Source organism: Klebsiella sp. V115_8 (genome assembly GCF_029967715.1).
GTDB lineage: Bacteria > Pseudomonadota > Gammaproteobacteria > Enterobacterales > Enterobacteriaceae > Klebsiella > Klebsiella quasipneumoniae.
On sequence record NZ_JASCAR010000001.1, the window covers coordinates 402734 to 419173 of the forward strand.

General features: G+C 59.7%; 15 protein-coding genes, 2 tRNA genes and 1 pseudogene. 9 read left to right on the forward strand and 9 right to left on the reverse strand.

What is annotated here, in order from left to right; all coding sequences use genetic code 11:
• The first annotated feature begins 8 nt into the window (after positions 1-8).
• The 3 genes and pseudogenes from QLG03_RS01975 to QLG03_RS01985 all read left to right on the forward strand — a co-directional run bounded on the left by QLG03_RS01975 (position 9) and on the right by QLG03_RS01985 (position 2737).
• Positions 9-834: pseudogene (locus tag QLG03_RS01975) on the forward strand (TetR/AcrR family transcriptional regulator).
• Entirely contained in the window at positions 773-1687 is a 915-nt protein-coding gene (locus tag QLG03_RS01980) for an MDR family oxidoreductase (RefSeq protein WP_074442563.1), read from the forward strand. Before QLG03_RS01975 ends, QLG03_RS01980 begins: the two are co-directional and overlap by 62 nt.
• 117 nt (positions 1688-1804) lie before the next feature.
• Positions 1805-2737 carry a nucleoside recognition domain-containing protein gene (locus QLG03_RS01985; protein ID WP_048336040.1) on the forward strand — a complete coding sequence of 311 codons (933 nt, stop codon included), beginning with the start codon at positions 1805-1807 and terminating at the stop codon, positions 2735-2737.
• Here the strand turns inward: QLG03_RS01985 and QLG03_RS01990 are convergent.
• Entirely contained in the window at positions 2648-4270 is a 1623-nt protein-coding gene (locus QLG03_RS01990) for an alpha/beta hydrolase (protein WP_255987960.1), read from the reverse strand. The genes QLG03_RS01985 and QLG03_RS01990 overlap by 90 nt on opposite strands.
• Before the next feature lie 272 nt (positions 4271-4542).
• Between QLG03_RS01990 and pmrD the strand changes: the two genes are divergently transcribed.
• Positions 4543-4788, forward strand: coding sequence for a signal transduction protein PmrD (pmrD, locus tag QLG03_RS01995; protein ID WP_032453423.1), 246 nt, complete (start codon positions 4543-4545; stop codon positions 4786-4788).
• A gap of 129 nt (positions 4789-4917) precedes the next feature.
• Positions 4918-6372: an AMP nucleosidase gene (locus tag QLG03_RS02000; RefSeq protein ID WP_023290306.1), complete on the forward strand. Its 1455-nt coding sequence runs from the start codon at positions 4918-4920 to the stop codon at positions 6370-6372.
• Between the two features lie 167 nt (positions 6373-6539).
• On the opposite strand, the gene QLG03_RS02005 is transcribed toward QLG03_RS02000, so the two are convergent.
• Positions 6540-6615, reverse strand: a tRNA-Asn gene (locus tag QLG03_RS02005).
• Between the two features lie 126 nt (positions 6616-6741).
• Entirely contained in the window at positions 6742-8178 is a 1437-nt protein-coding gene (locus QLG03_RS02010) for an EmmdR/YeeO family multidrug/toxin efflux MATE transporter (RefSeq protein WP_032456343.1), read from the reverse strand.
• A 193-nt stretch (positions 8179-8371) separates the two neighbouring features.
• On the opposite strand from QLG03_RS02010, the gene QLG03_RS02015 reads away from it, so the two are divergent.
• Positions 8372-8447, forward strand: a tRNA-Asn gene (locus QLG03_RS02015).
• A gap of 253 nt (positions 8448-8700) precedes the next feature.
• Positions 8701-9804 carry an AarF/UbiB family protein gene (locus QLG03_RS02020; protein ID WP_023290316.1) on the forward strand — a complete coding sequence of 368 codons (1104 nt, stop codon included), beginning with the start codon at positions 8701-8703 and terminating at the stop codon, positions 9802-9804.
• Here the strand turns inward: QLG03_RS02020 and QLG03_RS02025 are convergent.
• From QLG03_RS02025 to QLG03_RS02035, 3 genes are all read right to left on the reverse strand, one after another.
• Positions 9801-10772 (reverse strand): sensor domain-containing diguanylate cyclase, encoded by a 972-nt coding sequence (locus QLG03_RS02025; protein ID WP_023290317.1) that lies wholly within the window; start codon positions 10770-10772, stop codon positions 9801-9803. The two genes, QLG03_RS02020 and QLG03_RS02025, sit on opposite strands and share 4 nt — an antisense overlap.
• 204 nt (positions 10773-10976) lie before the next feature.
• Complete coding sequence (locus QLG03_RS02030) at positions 10977-11813, reverse strand: alpha/beta hydrolase (RefSeq protein ID WP_023290318.1); 837 nt, start codon at positions 11811-11813, stop codon at positions 10977-10979.
• Positions 11814-12005: 192 nt separating this feature from the next.
• Positions 12006-12581, reverse strand: coding sequence for a hypothetical protein (locus QLG03_RS02035; RefSeq protein WP_282473561.1), 576 nt, complete (start codon positions 12579-12581; stop codon positions 12006-12008).
• Positions 12582-12712: 131 nt separating this feature from the next.
• Here QLG03_RS02035 and QLG03_RS02040 point away from each other — a divergent pair, with 131 nt between their 5' ends.
• Positions 12713-13627 carry a LysR substrate-binding domain-containing protein gene (locus tag QLG03_RS02040; protein WP_255989187.1) on the forward strand — a complete coding sequence of 305 codons (915 nt, stop codon included), beginning with the start codon at positions 12713-12715 and terminating at the stop codon, positions 13625-13627.
• A gap of 5 nt (positions 13628-13632) precedes the next feature.
• On the opposite strand, the gene QLG03_RS02045 is transcribed toward QLG03_RS02040, so the two are convergent.
• Together QLG03_RS02045 and QLG03_RS02050 are read right to left on the reverse strand one after the other, a co-directional pair.
• Positions 13633-13968 (reverse strand): DUF1869 domain-containing protein, encoded by a 336-nt coding sequence (locus tag QLG03_RS02045; protein ID WP_023290321.1) that lies wholly within the window; start codon positions 13966-13968, stop codon positions 13633-13635.
• Between the two features lie 4 nt (positions 13969-13972).
• Positions 13973-14305, reverse strand: coding sequence for a DUF1971 domain-containing protein (locus QLG03_RS02050; protein WP_002911866.1), 333 nt, complete (start codon positions 14303-14305; stop codon positions 13973-13975).
• Between QLG03_RS02050 and QLG03_RS25295 the strand changes: the two genes are divergently transcribed.
• Positions 14304-14558 (forward strand): hypothetical protein, encoded by a 255-nt coding sequence (locus QLG03_RS25295; protein WP_048297843.1) that lies wholly within the window; start codon positions 14304-14306, stop codon positions 14556-14558. The two genes, QLG03_RS02050 and QLG03_RS25295, sit on opposite strands and share 2 nt — an antisense overlap.
• Here QLG03_RS25295 and QLG03_RS02055 read toward each other — a convergent pair.
• The gene (locus QLG03_RS02055; RefSeq protein ID WP_032428929.1) at positions 14529-16439 is read right to left on the reverse strand and encodes an EAL domain-containing protein; all 1911 of its coding nucleotides are present in this window, start codon (positions 16437-16439) and stop codon (positions 14529-14531) included. The two genes, QLG03_RS25295 and QLG03_RS02055, sit on opposite strands and share 30 nt — an antisense overlap.
• Position 16440 lies beyond the last annotated feature (1 nt).

A 16440-nucleotide genomic window follows, 5' to 3' on the forward strand; every position in this document is an offset into this window, starting at 1 on the left:
TCTAAATGATGAATCCCGCTACCTCCGCCAACCAGAAGCCCCGCCGCGGCCGACCGCCAAAGGCCGATCGCCAGTTTGTCGACACGCGACAGGCGCTGATCCGCTCGGGCCTGGAGGTGCTGACCGAAACGGGCTATCTCGCAGCGGGTATTGATGCGGTGATCAAGAACATCGCCGTGCCGAAGGGGTCGTTTTACCACTGTTTCAAAAGCAAGGAGGCCTTTGGCCTCGCCGTGCTTGCCGCCTATGGCGACTACTTTGCGCATAAATTAGATAAATTCCTGCTGGACGACGCCGTGCCGCCGCTGGAACGGATGGCGGCCTTCGTGCGTGATGCCGGTCAGGGAATGGAGAAATACCAGTTTCGTCGCGGCTGCCTGGTAGGCAACCTGCTGCAGGAAGCTCCCCTGTTGCCCGAGGCATTTCCCCAGCGGTTGCAGACCATCCTGGCGGCATGGGAGGCGCGCGTGGCCCGCTGCCTGCACGAGGCACGGGCTGCCGGGACGATCGCCAGCGACACCTCACCGGAGGCGCTGGCCCAGGTGTTCTGGATCGGCTGGGAAGGCGCGGTGATGCGCGCCAGGCTGGTCCAGTCCGCCGCTCCCCTTAACCAGTACTGGGATTTCTTTGCGCACACTATGATGACAATAACACCTGCACAGGACGGCGATAGCGCCGATAACTCCCTTCAGACGAGGAATACTCAGTCATGAAAGCATTAGTTCTGGACCAGATTGACAACCGCACCGTGGCCGACGTCAAAGCGATTGACCTGCCCGCCCTTACCGAAGGCGACGTGCGGGTCGCCATCGACTGGTCGAGTCTCAACTATAAAGATGCCCTGGCGATCACCGGCAAAGGCAAAATCATCCGCCAGTTCCCGATGGTGCCGGGGATTGATTTTGCCGGCCGGGTAAGTGAAAGCCGCGATCCGCGCTTTGTTCCCGGCCAGGACGTGATCCTCACCGGCTGGGGCGTGGGCGAAAACCATTGGGGCGGTCTGGCCACCGAGGCCTGTGTCAAAGGCGACTGGCTGGTAGCCCTGCCGGAGGCGCTCAGCGCGCGCCAGGCGATGATCATCGGCACCGCCGGCTTCACCGCGATGCTGTGCGTCGATGCCCTCGTCAGCGCGGGCATCACCCCGGAAAGCGGTGATATCCTGGTCACCGGCGCCAGCGGCGGGGTCGGCAGCACCGCCGTGGTACTGCTGAAAGCGCTCGGCTACCGGGTGACGGCCGTATCGGGCCGCGAGTCGACGCACGACTACCTTCGCCAGCTCGGGGCCGACGCCATCCTGCCGCGCAGCGACTTTGCAGAGACCCGCCCGCTGGAGAAACAGCTGTGGGCGGGCGCGGTGGATACCGTTGGCGGCACGATGCTGGCCAAAGTGCTGGCGCAAACGCACTATCGCGGCTGCGTCGCCGCCTGCGGTCTGGCCGGGGGCTTCGATCTGCCAACCACCGTGATGCCGTTTATTCTGCGCAATGTGCGTCTGCAGGGGGTGGACTCGGTGATGGTGCCCACCGCAGAACGCGACGCGGTGTGGCAGCGTCTGGCCCAGCTGCTGCCGGAAAGCTACTACCAACAGGCAGCCACCGAAATCACGCTGGAGCAGGCGCCAGCGTATGCCGCAGATTTCCTCAGCAACAATATTCATGGCCGCACGCTGGTCAACATCGGCCAGTAATCCTCTCCTCCCGGCGCCCCACGGCGCCGGTCCCTGGGCGATCCTGACATATCATTTCCTTCCCCACGGGATTATGATGACGCGAACGAATGGCTTTGCGAGTGGTAAAGAACGTAAATGGATGTCATAAGCATCATTATGGCGGCGGGCAAATCGTCCGTTGACGTCGCGCTGTATACGCTGTTGCCGATCATGGTGATCATGCTGATTATCATGAAATATCTGGAGGTCCGCGGCATCCTCGATGTGATTGTGCGCTGGGTTGCGCCATTGCTGAAGCCCTTCGGCTTAACCGGGATGAGCGCCTTCGCCCTGATCCAGATTAACTTTGTCAGCTTCGCCGCCCCGCTGGCCACGCTGTCGATTATGGACAAACGCGGCGTTTCTGACCGGCAAATGGCCGCCACCCTGGCCATGGTCTTCGCCATGGGGCAAGGCAACGTCTTTTATCCCCTCACCCCTTTCGGCCTGCACTGGCTGGCCTCGATCGTTATCTCAGTGGTCGGCGGCCTGTGCGCGGCGGCGGTCGCCTGGCACGTCACCGGACGGCGCCTATCGGTCGCCGAGAACCCTCGCGCGGAAGCGCTGCCCAACGCCGAGCAGAACAGTCAGGGCATTCTGGCGGTGATCAACAGCGCCGGCTCCGACGCCATCCGCCTGGCGCTCGGCGCGGTGCCGATGCTGATCCTGTCGTTAACCATCGTCGGACTGCTGCAGGGCGCTGGCGTCATCGACCTGCTGCAGCAGCTGCTGAAACCGGTGCTCGGCTGGCTGCATATTCCGCAGAACTTTGTCCTGCCGGCGCTGGTGAAGTGCGTCGCCGGGGGCACTGCTTATTTTGGCGTCATTTCCGAGCTGATCCAGCAGGGCAAAGTCACCGTCAGCCAGGTCAACGCCTCAGCAGGCCTGCTGATCCAGACCTTCGATCTGCCCGGAATCGGTATTTTCCTCGGCATCAGCTCACGGTTTGTCCGCCTGTTTCGCTTCGTGGCTCCCGCGGCGATCGTCGGCATTCTGCTGCGCACCGTCCTGCACCTGATCCTCTTTTAACGCCTCCGCGCTGGCCTGCGCCTTCAGGCAGGCCACCACCGCCGCCTGCTCGCCGCAGGCGATATGCTCATCGACGCGGGCCAGCATCCACGGAAAGAAAGGATTGGAGGTGACGCGCATTAACGTCTCCAGCCCCACGCTCAGCGTCCCGGTCTCTCCGCGCAGTGAAATGGTGCCCAGACTAATGCCGTAGCGGTTCTTCTCGTCCGGCTCGCGACCATACAGCGAGTCGCTCAGGGGAAACGGCACTGCCACATGCGACAGGGAGTACATATCCGCCGGCCAGGCAAGGTGTAAAGGATAACGATGCTCTTCCCGTTCCTGCGCCAGCGTGGTACGGGCGATGGTCTGCAGGGTGTGCGCCGTCGCGTTGGTCACCACCGTCGTGGTATAGGCCCGCGGCGCCGGCGGCAACAGCGTATTCACCGCCGCATAGAGCGCGGGACGGAACAGGACCCGGAGATCCGCCGCCTGATTTATGTCGAACACCACCAGCTCGCTGCCGTTGTCCGGCAGGTAGCGATACAGGGACTCCACCACCGCCCGGGTGCTGACGGTGGAATCCATTATCGACTGAAAGGTGAGGACCGGCGGCAGCGCTTTCAGCGCCCCCTGACGGGACGCGCGAATAATCTGCTGCTGCAGCGCCTGGCTCAACAGCCAGGACTGTCTCGCCGCTTTTACCGGAAACGAGTTGTACTTGAACGGATTAAACTCAGGCGCCACGTTCAGCCAGGCCGCGCGGGCAAACGCCGGGAAGATGGACGGCAGCCCGGCGAGACCGGCAAAACGGGCAAACGCCGTCACGCCGATCATCGGCGACAGCAGGATAATCTGCTGCGGCTGGCGCAAGTGGCTGTCCTCCAGGCTATCAAGGGCATACTTGAGCGCCAGCGCGCCGCCGTTAGAGTAGCCGACCAGATGCAGCGGCACGTCCGCCCCGGCCAGGCGCGTCGCTTCCCGCACCGCCAGACGCGTTGCCGCCAGCCAGGTCTCCCAGTCAACGGCGGTTAACGCCCCCGGCGCGGTGCCGTGGCCCGGCAAACGCGGCGCCACCGCCACATAGCCCCGCTGCCGCCAGAGTTGCGCCAGATAGCGCACGCTGTAGGGCGAATCGGTCAGGCCATGGAGCAGCACCACGCTGCCGCGCGGCTTGCCCTGCGGCAACAGTATAAAAGAACGGTTCCAGTCCTGCGTAAACTGTCCCGGCCAGACGCGGCTGTGGCGATAAAAGCGGTTGACGGGGGTTTTATCTTCCTCCGGTAAAGCATCCATCACCTCGCGCTGGAGATCGGCGAAAATGGTCTTCTCCCGCGCCAGATATTGGGCAAAGGTCGCCTGGTCGATCTCTTTGGCCGCCATCTCATTGCCGCGCCAGGTATGCCAGCGATGCAGCGCCGGGCCGCGCTGCGACTCATAGATCCGTCCGGCGAGAAACATCACCAGCAGCGCCAGCACCGCAATGCTCCCTTTTTTCAGCAGTGAGCCGATAACGGCGCCCGACGTTCGCCAGTGTCGTAATAGATGCTTCATAACGCTCTCTCTGATATTTATCGCGTAGCCGAACGCGTTCTGCCCTATTCCTGACAGGCGCTTCTCACGGTCTGCTTTTCAGCATAGTCATCGCTTCCGGCAAATTAAACCCGGCAGATCATTCCCTGCCGGCAAAAAAAAACCTACCGCTGAGATCAACGTTTGGTCGCCTATTTTTAAACACTGCATAAACCAGCGGGATAATCTTATTGTCAGATTTTTAAGAAACATGAATTATCGGCGGATGTGACACCAGGAGAGGAAAAAAACAGATGGAGTGGTGGGTAAAAAAAGTCCAGGATAATTCTCCGTCCAGCCCCTGCCGCGTCGTGCTCCAGAGCGGCGCACTGGAGATGATCGCTGAGATTGAAGCCTGTCGCCTCCGCCTGCGGGAAGGGGATAAACTCACACCGCTGGCCGATGCGCGCTATTGTCTGAATAATAATCCGACGCAAACATTGAAGATCCGCAACGCCAGCCATTATAGCAGCGCGCGCTGGGCAAACGCCGGCAAATAAATCGAGTCCGGCCCCTGTGCCGGTATTGATCTGAGTATCTTCGCAACTGGCAGATAAATTCCCCTTCGCCCTTTTCCCGCTGTGACATACTATCGGGAATGTCAGCAGACCTGAAACAAGGAGCGAATCATGAATAACAAGGCCGCCAGTCTGACCCCGGAACAAGCGCTTGCCGAGCTGGAAGCGCGTTATGAAGCCTCGGTCACGGCGTTGCGCAAAGCCATCGGCGACTATATTGACCATCATACGCTCCCTGATACCGAAGCCCGCGCGGAAGGCCTTTTTGTCTATCCGCAGCTGTCGGTCTCCTGGGACGGCGCCGATCATAAAGCCCTTAAAACGCGCGCCTGGGGACGTTTCACCCATGCCGGGTGCTATACCACTACCATCACCAACCCGAAACTGTTCCGCCACTATTTACTCGAACAGCTGACCCTGCTGTATCAGGACTATGGCGCCCATATTAGCGTCGAGCTGTCGCAGCATGAAATCCCCTACCCTTACGTGATAGACGGTTCCACCCTGACCCTTGACCGTTCGATGAGCGCCGGTCTGACGCGCTATTTCCCCACCACCGAGCTGTCGCAGATTGGCGATGAGACCGCGGACGGCCTGTTCCATCCTACCGAGTTCTATCCACTGTCGCACTTTGACGCCCGCCGCGTCGATTTTTCGCTGGCGCGTCTGCGGCACTATACCGGCACCCCGGCGGAACACTTCCAGCCCTACGTGCTGTTCACCAACTATACCCGCTACGTGGATGAGTTTGTCAGCTGGGGCTGCAGCCAGATCCTCGATCCTGACAGCCCCTATATCGCCCTCTCCTGCGCCGGCGGGATCTGGATCACCGCCGAAACCGAAGCGCCGGAGCAGGCCATTTCCGATCTGGCGTGGAAGAAGCACCAGATGCCGGCCTGGCATCTGATCACCCACGATGGCAAAGGGATCACCCTGATTAACATTGGCGTCGGCCCGGCCAACGCCAAAACCATCTGCGACCACCTGGCGGTGCTGCGCCCGGATGTCTGGCTGATGATCGGCCACTGCGGCGGCCTGCGTGAAAGCCAGGCCATCGGCGACTATGTGCTGGCCCACGCCTATCTGCGCGACGACCATGTACTGGATGCGGTGCTACCGCCGGATATTCCCATCCCCAGCATTGCCGAAGTGCAGCGCGCCCTGTACGACGCCACCAAGCAGGTGAGCGGGATGCCGGGCGAGGAAGTGAAGCAGCGGCTGCGTACCGGGACGGTGGTCACCACCGACGACCGTAACTGGGAGCTGCGCTATTCCGCTTCCGCGCTGCGCTTTAATCTCAGCCGCGCGGTGGCTATCGATATGGAGAGCGCGACCATCGCCGCCCAGGGCTATCGCTTCCGCGTCCCCTACGGCACGCTGCTCTGCGTCTCGGACAAGCCGCTGCACGGTGAGATCAAGCTCCCCGGTCAGGCCAACCGCTTTTATGAGGGGGCCATCTCTGAGCATCTGCAGATCGGCATTCGGGCCATCGACCTGCTGCGCGCCGAGGGGGATCACATGCACTCGCGTAAGCTACGCACCTTCAACGAACCGCCGTTCCGCTAACCGGCGACGGGGGAAGAGAGAGGAAAACGCTGGCGTTCCCCGCAGGGGAGCGTCAGTGGCCGGGTGAGCGAGACAAACGGCCCGGCGGTGGCTGCGGATGTTGAGTCCGCAAGGAAACGGACAGACAGAAAAGCAAAAAGCCTGCTCGAAAGCAGGCTTTTTAAATTTGGCTCCTCTGACTGGACTCGAACCAGTGACATACGGATTAACAGTCCGCCGTTCTACCGACTGAACTACAGAGGAATCGTGTGAACGGGGCGCATATTAACGATGACGCCGGACGCTGTAAAGCCTGTTTTTAATAAAATGAATCGTTTGCCGAATTATTCCTCACTTTGCGCAAAAAATGGCGTTTATCCGGCAAACGGATCAGGTTTCCGGCGTTGAGGCCTTCACCCGCGGGTACTTCCACAGCCAGCGGCCGCTCACCATGCGGAAGTAAAACAGCGCGCCGCGCACTGCCCAGTCGAGCACCATCCCTAACCAAACGCCGATCACGCCCATCCCCAGCACGATACCCAGCGTATAGCCCGCCACCACCCGGCAGCCCCACATGCCGAGCATCGACACCCACATGGTATAACGTACGTCACGGGCGCCTTTGAAGGCGCAGGGTAAAGTCCACGACAGCGACCAGATCGGCATAAACAGGGCGTTGAGCCACAGCAGCTGCTTCACCACCTCTTTTACGTCTTCTTCATGGGTATAGAACGAGGCGATAAAGCCCGCGAACGGGGCGCTGCCCCAGGCAATCAGCGTCAGAATAATGGTCGACAGCCAGAACACATGCCAGGCCTGGAATTCCGCCTGGCCAATCTGCCCTTTCCCCAGCCGCTTGCCGGTAATGATCGTCGAGGCGGAGCCGAGGGCGTTGCCCGGCAGGTTAATCAGCGAGGCCACCGAAAAAGCAATGAAATTGCCGGCGATAACGTTGGTGCCCATCCCGGCGACAAACATCTGGGTCAGCAGCTTACCGCCATTGAACAGAACCGATTCGATACTGGCCGGGATGCCGATCCCCATCACCTCCCAGATAATGGCGAAGTTAAAGGGTTTGAAGTAGCCCTTCAGCGACAGCCGCAGCGCGGGATTGAGGCCCACCATCAGCACCCAGATAGTGGCGATGGCGCCAATATAGCGGGCAATGGTCAGCCCGAGACCGGCGCCGACAAAGCCCAGCCCCGGCCAGGAGAAGAGGCCATAGATGAGCACGCTGCTGATTAGGATATTGAGGATGTTCATCCCGCCGTTGATCAACAGCGGGATTTTGGTGGTCCCGGCGCCGCGCAGTGCCCCGCTGCCGATTAGCGCAATCGCCGCCGCCGGATAGCTCAGCACCGTCAGCTCGAGATAGGTCAGCGCCAGGTCCTTCACCTGCGGGGTGGCATCGCCGGCGACAAAATTAATAATCTCCTGACCAAAAGCGTGGATCACTCCCGCCAGCACAATGGAAAACAGGGTCATAATGGCCAGCGACTGGCGCGCGGCCGCTCTCGCCCGCCGCCGATCTCGCTTGCCGAGGCTAAAGGCCACCACCACCGTGGTACCCAGATCGATAGCGGCAAAAAACGACATGATCACCATGTTAAAGCTATCGGCCAGGCCCACCCCGGCCATGGCCTCTTTGCCCAGCCAGCTGACAAGGAAGGTGCTCAACACCCCCATCAACAGCACACAGGCATTTTCCAGCAGAATGGGCACAGCGAGAGGGCTGATTTCGCGCCAGTACAGCACACGATAACGCTGACGTTTTTTAAACCAGGATGTCCGTTCGACGGCCTGGCGTACGGCGGAGGTGACGTTCAAGAGAGACCTTAGTGAGAGATGTTGAAACAACATTTCAAATGATGATCGAGAAATGGATATCCTGCAAAGTATTTTTCCGTAATCATTGTCGGAAATGACAACAAATTGTTGATGGAAGCGGCAGTTGCACCTGAACGGGCGAATTGATGTTTGACAAAAGATTTTTCGCCGCTAAGATACGACTCCACACGATTCCTCTGTAGTTCAGTCGGTAGAACGGCGGACTGTTAATCCGTATGTCACTGGTTCGAGTCCAGTCAGAGGAGCCAAATTTAAAAAGCCTGCTTACGAGCAGGCTTTTTGCTTTCTTGCGTCTCTGGCGTTAACTCTGAATCGCACCCAGCCTGGCAAACACCTCATTGACAACGGCGTCAGGGCCGCCGCCCTACGCCCCAGGTATCCTCCATGAACGCGCCACCGCTCAGCCTGAAAAAGCGCCCGGCGGTAGGATGATTTTGCTGACGCTTGCGGGTGAGATAGCGTGAATGAATCACTCTGTCCCATATCTTTTAAGGAGGCGCCATGAACCTCAGACAACAGCAGCAGCAGGCGTTCGATCGCAGCGGAGAACCTCTTATCGTCGGCGACGTCAATCACTGTCCACTGCCGCCGGAGACCCTCGCCGCGCTGGCTGCGGATTCACCCTATGTGGTGCAGGTATACGGTTCGGGGCTGACCGGCGAGGTTTACCGGCTGCGCATCGCCGGCAAGGAGTACAATTTAAAGAAACGACGCGCCGTCGCCGGCGTTGCCAACCTTAACGGGCAGTTGTCGTTTTTAAACGAGGTACAGCGCCGGCAGGCGCTGCAACGGCTGAAGGATGACCCAAATACCGCGCCGCGCTTCACCCACATCGTCCCGACGCTGTATGCCGATTATCGCCTCGGCATCCTCCTCTCCCCCTGGATCGATGGCGAGCCGATTCACCAGCTGACCCCGCCGCTGATCGCTCAGCTGTTCACCACGCTGGAAGCCTGTGAGGAGCAGGGGCTGATGGAGTGGGATCTCTGTAGCGGGAACCTGCTGGTGGACCGGGAGGAGCAGCTGTGGCTGTTCGATTTTGGCTATATGTATCCCTTCGACCCGCTGAGAGAATTCAACAGCAACGGTCTGGCCGATCCCCTGTTTCACTTTGTCGAGCGCTTTGAGACCCGCTTCTTTTTTAGCTGGCTGATGACCCGGGTGCCCGATGCCGAACAGCAGCTGGCGCAATATCGCGAGATGAAGCGGCTGGCGGTCGAAAGCTACCGGCGCAAGCTGGTCTGGCTTCGCGCCCGGCGGGCATCTCCGCAGGTGCAGGCTCATTTTCAGCAGATAACGGCGCGCTGGGAAACGGCGCTGGCGGACCCTGCCGCGCTGAGCCGGTTATTTGCCCTGGAGGCCTTCCGCTCACACGTGCTGGATATTGAAGACGACCTGCATGGCCAGTCCTGCACCTTGCTCACCCTGCAACGTATCGACTGGGTGATAGGCCAGCTGGAACAGCATTATGACTTTATCGCCGATCAGGGCGGCCTGTTTTATGACAACGCGGGGAAATCGCAGCAGGCGCTGCTCGGTGACTATGCGCAGAAGCGGCAGCAGGCGCAGGAGTACCTGCTGAATGCCGCCGCCGCAAAGGATTAACGGCGCTCGCGCCCCTGTTTCTGCTTCGCCTGATACATCAGGCGGTCGGCAGTGGCCACCAGCGCGTTGAGACTGGGGTGGCTGGCGGGATCGTACTCCACGCAGCCCCAGGAGAACGCCAACTGCCAGGGGTGAGCCGCCTGCTGGTTGAAACGCGCCACGTTGTGGCTGAGCGTCTCCATCGCCGCCGCGGCATCGTGGCGGCTGGTATTGGCGAACAGAATAATAAACTCATCGCCCCCCTGCCTGGCGAGGATATCGGATTCACGGAAGGCGGCTTTCATCAAATCGGCGATGGCGATCAGCGCGCGATCGCCCTCTTCATGCCCCCAGGTATCGTTGATGTGCTTAAAGCGATCGAGGTCGACAAACGCCAGGCTGACCGGCTCATGACGGCGCTGGGCCGTCAGCAGGGCATACTCGGCCAGGGTGAGGAATCCCCGGCGGTTAAACAGTCCCGTCAGCTCATCAGAGGTTGCCGCATCCAGCACCTTGAACTCATCCTCCACGATCGCCGCCAGATCGCTTAAGATCTGCATTTCATGCGCGGAAAACGAACGCGGCTGATGGTCCATCAGACAAAAAGACCCCACCGTCGCGCCATCCGGCAGCTGCACCGGGTACCCGGCGTAAAAGCGGATAAACGGCGCCTGGATCACCAGCGGGTTGTCGTGAAAACGCTCGTCCTGCTGCATGTCGTTAACGATAAGCGGGTCGGTTTGCAAAATGGTATGGGCGCAAAATGAAATATCTCTCGGCACCGTGTCCACATCCAGACCGGCACAGGATTTGATATGCAGCAGATCTTCCCCTACCAGGCTGATGGACGCCACCGGCAGGTTATACAGCGAACGGGCAAGCCTGGTCAGGCGATCAAAGCGTTCTTCTTTTCCGCTATTCAACAGCCCGGAAGAGCGAAGCGATTGCAGGCGACGCTGCTCGTCGGGATGAAGTCCGGCTAATTTCATTGTCTCTCTCTTGTCTCTTGCGCAGAATTCCACCGGGCTTCCCGCGGGAAACCCGGCGTTTTATCCTGCCAGGGGAAAAATAGTCGTCAGGTATCCCATGAGTTAAGCAGATTTCCCCTGCTCGTCAACCGGCGCGCCCCGGCGACGGGCGGCCGGGGCGCTGGCGGAAGACCATTGCGGCATTCCGCCCGGCGAAAGGGAAGATCAGGCGCGGATAAACGCCAACAGATCGGCGTTGATGGTATCGGCGTGGGAAGTGTGCATCCCGTGCGGGAAGCCAGGGTAAACGATCAGCTGGCTGTTGGGCAGCAGCTGGTCCTGCAGGATAGCGGCATTTTTATAGGGAACCACCTGATCGTCATCGCCCTGCATGACCAGCACCGGCAGCGTAATCGACTTAAGATCTTCGGTCTGGTCCGTTTCTGAAAACGCCTTAATACCTTCATAATGGGCTTTGGCGCTGCCGATCATCCCCTGTCGCCACCAGTTCTGGATCGTCCCCTGCGACACCTCCGCTCCGTCACGATTAAAGCCATAGAACGGGCCAGAGGCGACGTCGAGATAGAACTGGGCGCGGTTAGCCGCCAGCGCTTTGCGGAAACCGTCAAACACCTCGATCGGCGTGCCGCCAGGATTCTGTTCGGTTTTGACCATCAGCGGCGGAACGGCGCTGATGAGCACCGCCTTCGCCACCCGCCCCTGCGGCTGGCCGTAGCGGGCCACGTAGCGGGCGACCTGGCCGCCGCCGGTGGAGTGCCCGACGTGGACCGCATTGTGCAGATCCAGATGCTCCACTACCGCCGAGACGTCTGCCGCATAATGGTCCATATCATGCCCCTCGCTGACCTGATCGGAGCGGCCATGGCCCCGGCGGTCGATGGCGATGACCCGAAAGCCTTCGGCAAGGAAAAACAACATCTGGTTATCCCAGTCGTCGGCGCTTAACGGCCAGCCGTGATGAAAAACAATCGGCTGAGCTTCCTTTGGACCCCAGTCTTTGAAGTAAATATTGACGCCGTCTTGGGTGGTGACAAATGCCATGTTACAGACTCCTCTTTCAGGATAACCAGCCTGCAGGCCCGTGCCTGGACTGAATGCCGACGGCGGCCGGCGGAGATGCCAGCCGCGCAGGAATGTGATGCCAGTAACAGTGTAGAAGAAATTTATCACCCCGCCGGACGACTTATCCCGTTTCGCTTGATCGGCTCGCCTGAACCCGGCAAGCGGCGGCTACTACGCCGCACTCTCCTGCTGGCGGATCCGCACAATCAGCGCGCCGAGCAGCGCCCAGTCCAGCAGCACGGCGAAGGCAAAGTTCACGCCGCCGCGTCCTGCCCCGGCGGTGTGCCAGGTCAGCAGCGTCGCCGCGATAGCGACAGCCACGCTCAGCGCCGTGGCGCCGCTGACGCGGCGCCCCGACACTGCCGCCCGTCCCGCGGCAACGCGCCAGGCGACAGCCGCCCCCGCGCTGCCGAACGTCACACCGGGGAGCAGCGCCGGCCAGGCCTGGCCGCCATACCAGGCCACCAGCGCCAGCAGCCAGCCGGCCGCCGACACCAGGAAGGCCCAGCGCGTCGCCGTCAGGGGCGCCCGATAGAGCCAGGGCTGCGCGCGCGCGAATCCCCATCCGGCGCCGAAGGCCGCGATCAGGAGCGCCAGCAGACCCAGCGTGCCGCTCGCCCCGATAACGGGGGCCATGATGAACAGCAAGGCCCCGGCGGCGAAGACTACGCTGAGGGCGATGGCGCGACCGCGCGGGTCGATGGTTCCCGCCGCGTCCGCGGCGGCATGGTGGTGTAAAACGTGCATATTCAGCTCCTGACACATTAAACGGCATGAAAATAACTCATGTCATCGTCTTTACATGCCCGTAGCCTATCGCCACTATACAGGGACACACAAACGCATAGTTTTCAGCCATAGATGAGAAAAACTCAGCCATGAGAACCCCCCGCCTGCCGCCGCTGGGCGCCCTGCGCGCCTTTCACGCCGTCGCCCGCCAGCGTAGTTTTAAACTGGCCGCCGGAGCGCTCGGCGTCAGCGCGACGGCGGTCAGCCATCAGATTAAACTGCTGGAATCGGTCCTGGAGTGCCGGGTCTGTGAACGCAGCGCGCAGGGCGTCAGCCTGACCGCCGATGGCGAGATCCTCTACGCCGCTACCCAGCGCGCCTTCAGCGCCCTGGAGCAGGCCGTCGTCCAGATAGCCCAGGCCCGCCAGCCGCCATCCTTAACCGTCACCACCACCTCCAATTTTCTCACCCACTGGCTGGTGCCACGGCTGACGGACTTCACCGCCCGCTTTCCGGCTATCGACCTGCGTCTGCACACCAGCGTCGAACGGGTGGATCTGCATCTGGGCACGGTGGACGCCGCGATTCGCTATCGCGAAACGCCCGAGCCGGATCTGTGCTGTACCCTGCTGCATAAGGATCGCTTTATCGTGGTCGCCAGCCCGACGCTGGCCCTCAGCCGGCCTGACGATCTGGCGCAGGTGACGCTGTTTCACGTCGCCAACCGGCACGTACCGGCCGATTCGCCGAGCTGGGAGAACTGGCGTCGCCGCTATGGACCGCCGACGCTGAATATTGACGCGGGGTTAACCTTTAGCGATGAAACCCATGCCCTGCAGGCGGCGGTGGCCGGCCAGGGGGCGGTGATCGCCAGCGAACTGCTGGCGCGGGATCTGCTGCAGCGCGGGGTGTTATCCGCGCCATTCAGCGGCGCATTGCCGGGCGCCAGCTACTATCTGGTCACCACCGAAGCGGCAGCGCAGCGGGCGGATATTATCGCGCTGCGGGAGTGGCTGGTGGGTCAGATGGCCCTGGTCGACAGCGGCCAGCCGGCAGCGGGATAGCGGCCTTACCAGCCGCAAACGTTGGTCTCTTCGTCGGACTCGTAGCCGCGGACGATATTGATCAGCTCCTTCACCGCATCGGCCGCGGTAAGCGGGTCGCGCAGCGCCGCCAGCGAGGAAAAGCTTTTATCGACCGAGACGCCGTTATTGTTATTGGTGACCGTCAGCACAAACTCCCCCTCTAAATTGTCGTCCGGCAGAGCGCTCAGCAGCCCATTAACGGCCTCTACCGCCTGCTGCGGAATATACAAGACCATCGGTTTGAGGAATATTTTTTCTTGTTTCCGCTGAAGCCGGCCATTCTCTACCGCTAAGGTATAACCTTTATTTTCACTGTTCATAATTTTATCCCTCGATGAGAATTTTCGGATCAACATAGAAGTCGACATTAAATACCGTGTCCTCCGAGAGGGCCTCAATGCAGTGCCATTTTTCCGGCGGAAAAACGCCAAACTGGCCGGCTTCAATGGTCAGCGTTTCAACCGGTTCGGGGCTGGTTTCATCGGCATAGCCGAGATAGCGGATCGCCCCCTGCATCACCGACAGCCGGGGATAGACCCCCTGGCGGGTGCCAGCGTCCAGATGGCGGCGCCAGATAGAGGCCGGAGCGGTCTCCTTAGTCCACAGCGGCGTGCTGCGGGTATGAACGTAATGGGTGGGAATAATAATTCGCTGCATGATTGCGCCTCACTTTACCGTCGCAAAGGATACGGTCAGAAATAGCCTATATGATGCATATCATATACCTCTTTCAAAGGTGAAGGATATTATTTTCCTGGCGAATTTTATCTCTACTCCTTTTTATACCCCTCTGGGATTAGCGCTAAGAGAAAATAAAAAAGGCGATTCCAGCTTGCTGAAATCGCCCGGAATAATATCTTTAAGGGCCTTCATATTCCATTTAGCGCAGCGGACTCGGTTTGCCGATTAAATAGCCCTGCACCAGGTCGCAGCCCAGCGCCTGCAGCGAGGCCAACTGCTCTTCGGTCTCCACGCCTTCAGCCACAATGCGCATATGCAGGCTCTTTCCCATGCTGATAATCAGGCGCACGATATCCAGATCGTCTTTTTGCTCCGGAATATTGATAACAAACGAGCGGTCGATTTTGATTTTATCGAACGGGAAGTAGCTTAAACGCGACAACGAAGAATAGCCGGTACCAAAGTCATCGATGGAGATTTGAATGCCCTGCTCGCGCAGCTGGCTGAGAATTTCCAGCGAACGGGTGTTCTCATTGAACACATCCGACTCGGTGATCTCCAGATCCAGCCGTCGCGGGTCGAGGCCAGTCTGCTGCAATACGCTGATAATGGTGTCGGTCAGCGAGGTGTTCATCAGCTGAATCGGTGAAACGTTGACCGAGACCTTGAGCGGCGTCGCCCAACTGGCCGCTTCGGCACAGGCGGTTTTCAGCACCCACTCGCCGAGGGCATTGATAAGGCCGATTTTCTCTGCCACCGGGATAAACACCGTCGGCGGCACGGCGCCGCGCACCGGATGGAACCAGCGAACCAGCGCTTCATAACCGTAGATTTCGCGCGTAACGGTATCGGCGATCGGCTGGTAGTAGACTTTGAATTCGTCATGGGCCAGGGCCTGCAGCAGATCGTCTTCAAACGATTTATTCTCCTGCAGACGCTGCAGCATTCCCGGCCGGAAGATTTGCACATGGCCGCTGCCCTCTTTTTTCGCCTCATACAGGGCGAGGTCGGCGCACTTGTACAGATAATCGGTCCGGCTTTCGCCATCAGAGATCACGATCCCGATGCAGGCGTCGATATTAATCTGCGCATCGTAGATCTGATAGGGCTGGCTGATCTTCTCCCGGATAACATTGGCCCGCTCGAGCGCCATCTCTTCGGTCAGATCGTAAGAGAGCATCGCGAACTCATCGCCGCCGAGACGATACAGCGTCTCAGAGGTTTTACGGAAAAAAGAGAGGCGGCTGGCCAGATCCTGCAGCAGCTTATCGCCGGCGTCATGGCCGAGGGTATCGTTTACATCCTTAAAGCTGTCGAGGTCGAAAAGCATCACCACGGCGCAGCCATTATAGGGGCGCACCTGATTGACGATCTCCTGCAGACGCTGCCAGAAAGAGAGACGGTTTGGCATACCGGTCAGCGAATCATGGTAGGCATCGTACTGCAGTCGACGGTTCTGCACCTGCAGCTTCTCTTTCGAGGCCTGCAGATCGTTGGCCAGGGTTTTCATACGAACGTGGGCGCGCCGCAGGTTATTATTCTGCCGCAGCATCAGCAGCCCGAGGGAAATACACATGGCGATCAGCAGAATGGAGATCACCGAGTAGATATAATAGAGATGCTGAATTTTATCATGGGTGATATTAACGATGTTAATATCTTGCGTCAGCGTGGCGGCCGCCATTGAGGTCAGGGGGCCATCCAGCTCGCTTAACACCGGCAGGATCGCTTTAACCTGCGCCGGCGTCATGGTATCAACTTGTTTATCAAGCAAATGGAGATTGCGGATCAGCGTGGCGACCACCGCCTTCCGCTGTTCGCTTTTATTAATAAAGCGACCCAGATCGCCCTCCTGCAGGAGTTCGATCTGGCTCATCATGATCTCGAGGCGCAGGCGCACCTCATCGTGGTCCGCCCCTTCGGCCCCAATCGCCATTCCCGCCAGACGAGACTCCAGTCGCATATATTCCGATACCATCTGCGACATTGACCACGAGTCCGTATAGCGGGTAAATTTTTGCAACTCACTTTGTCGCTCATGCACCAGATAAGTAATATATCCAGTCACAATAAACAACGACAAAATAATAGCCGTGAGTATTCGATTCAAG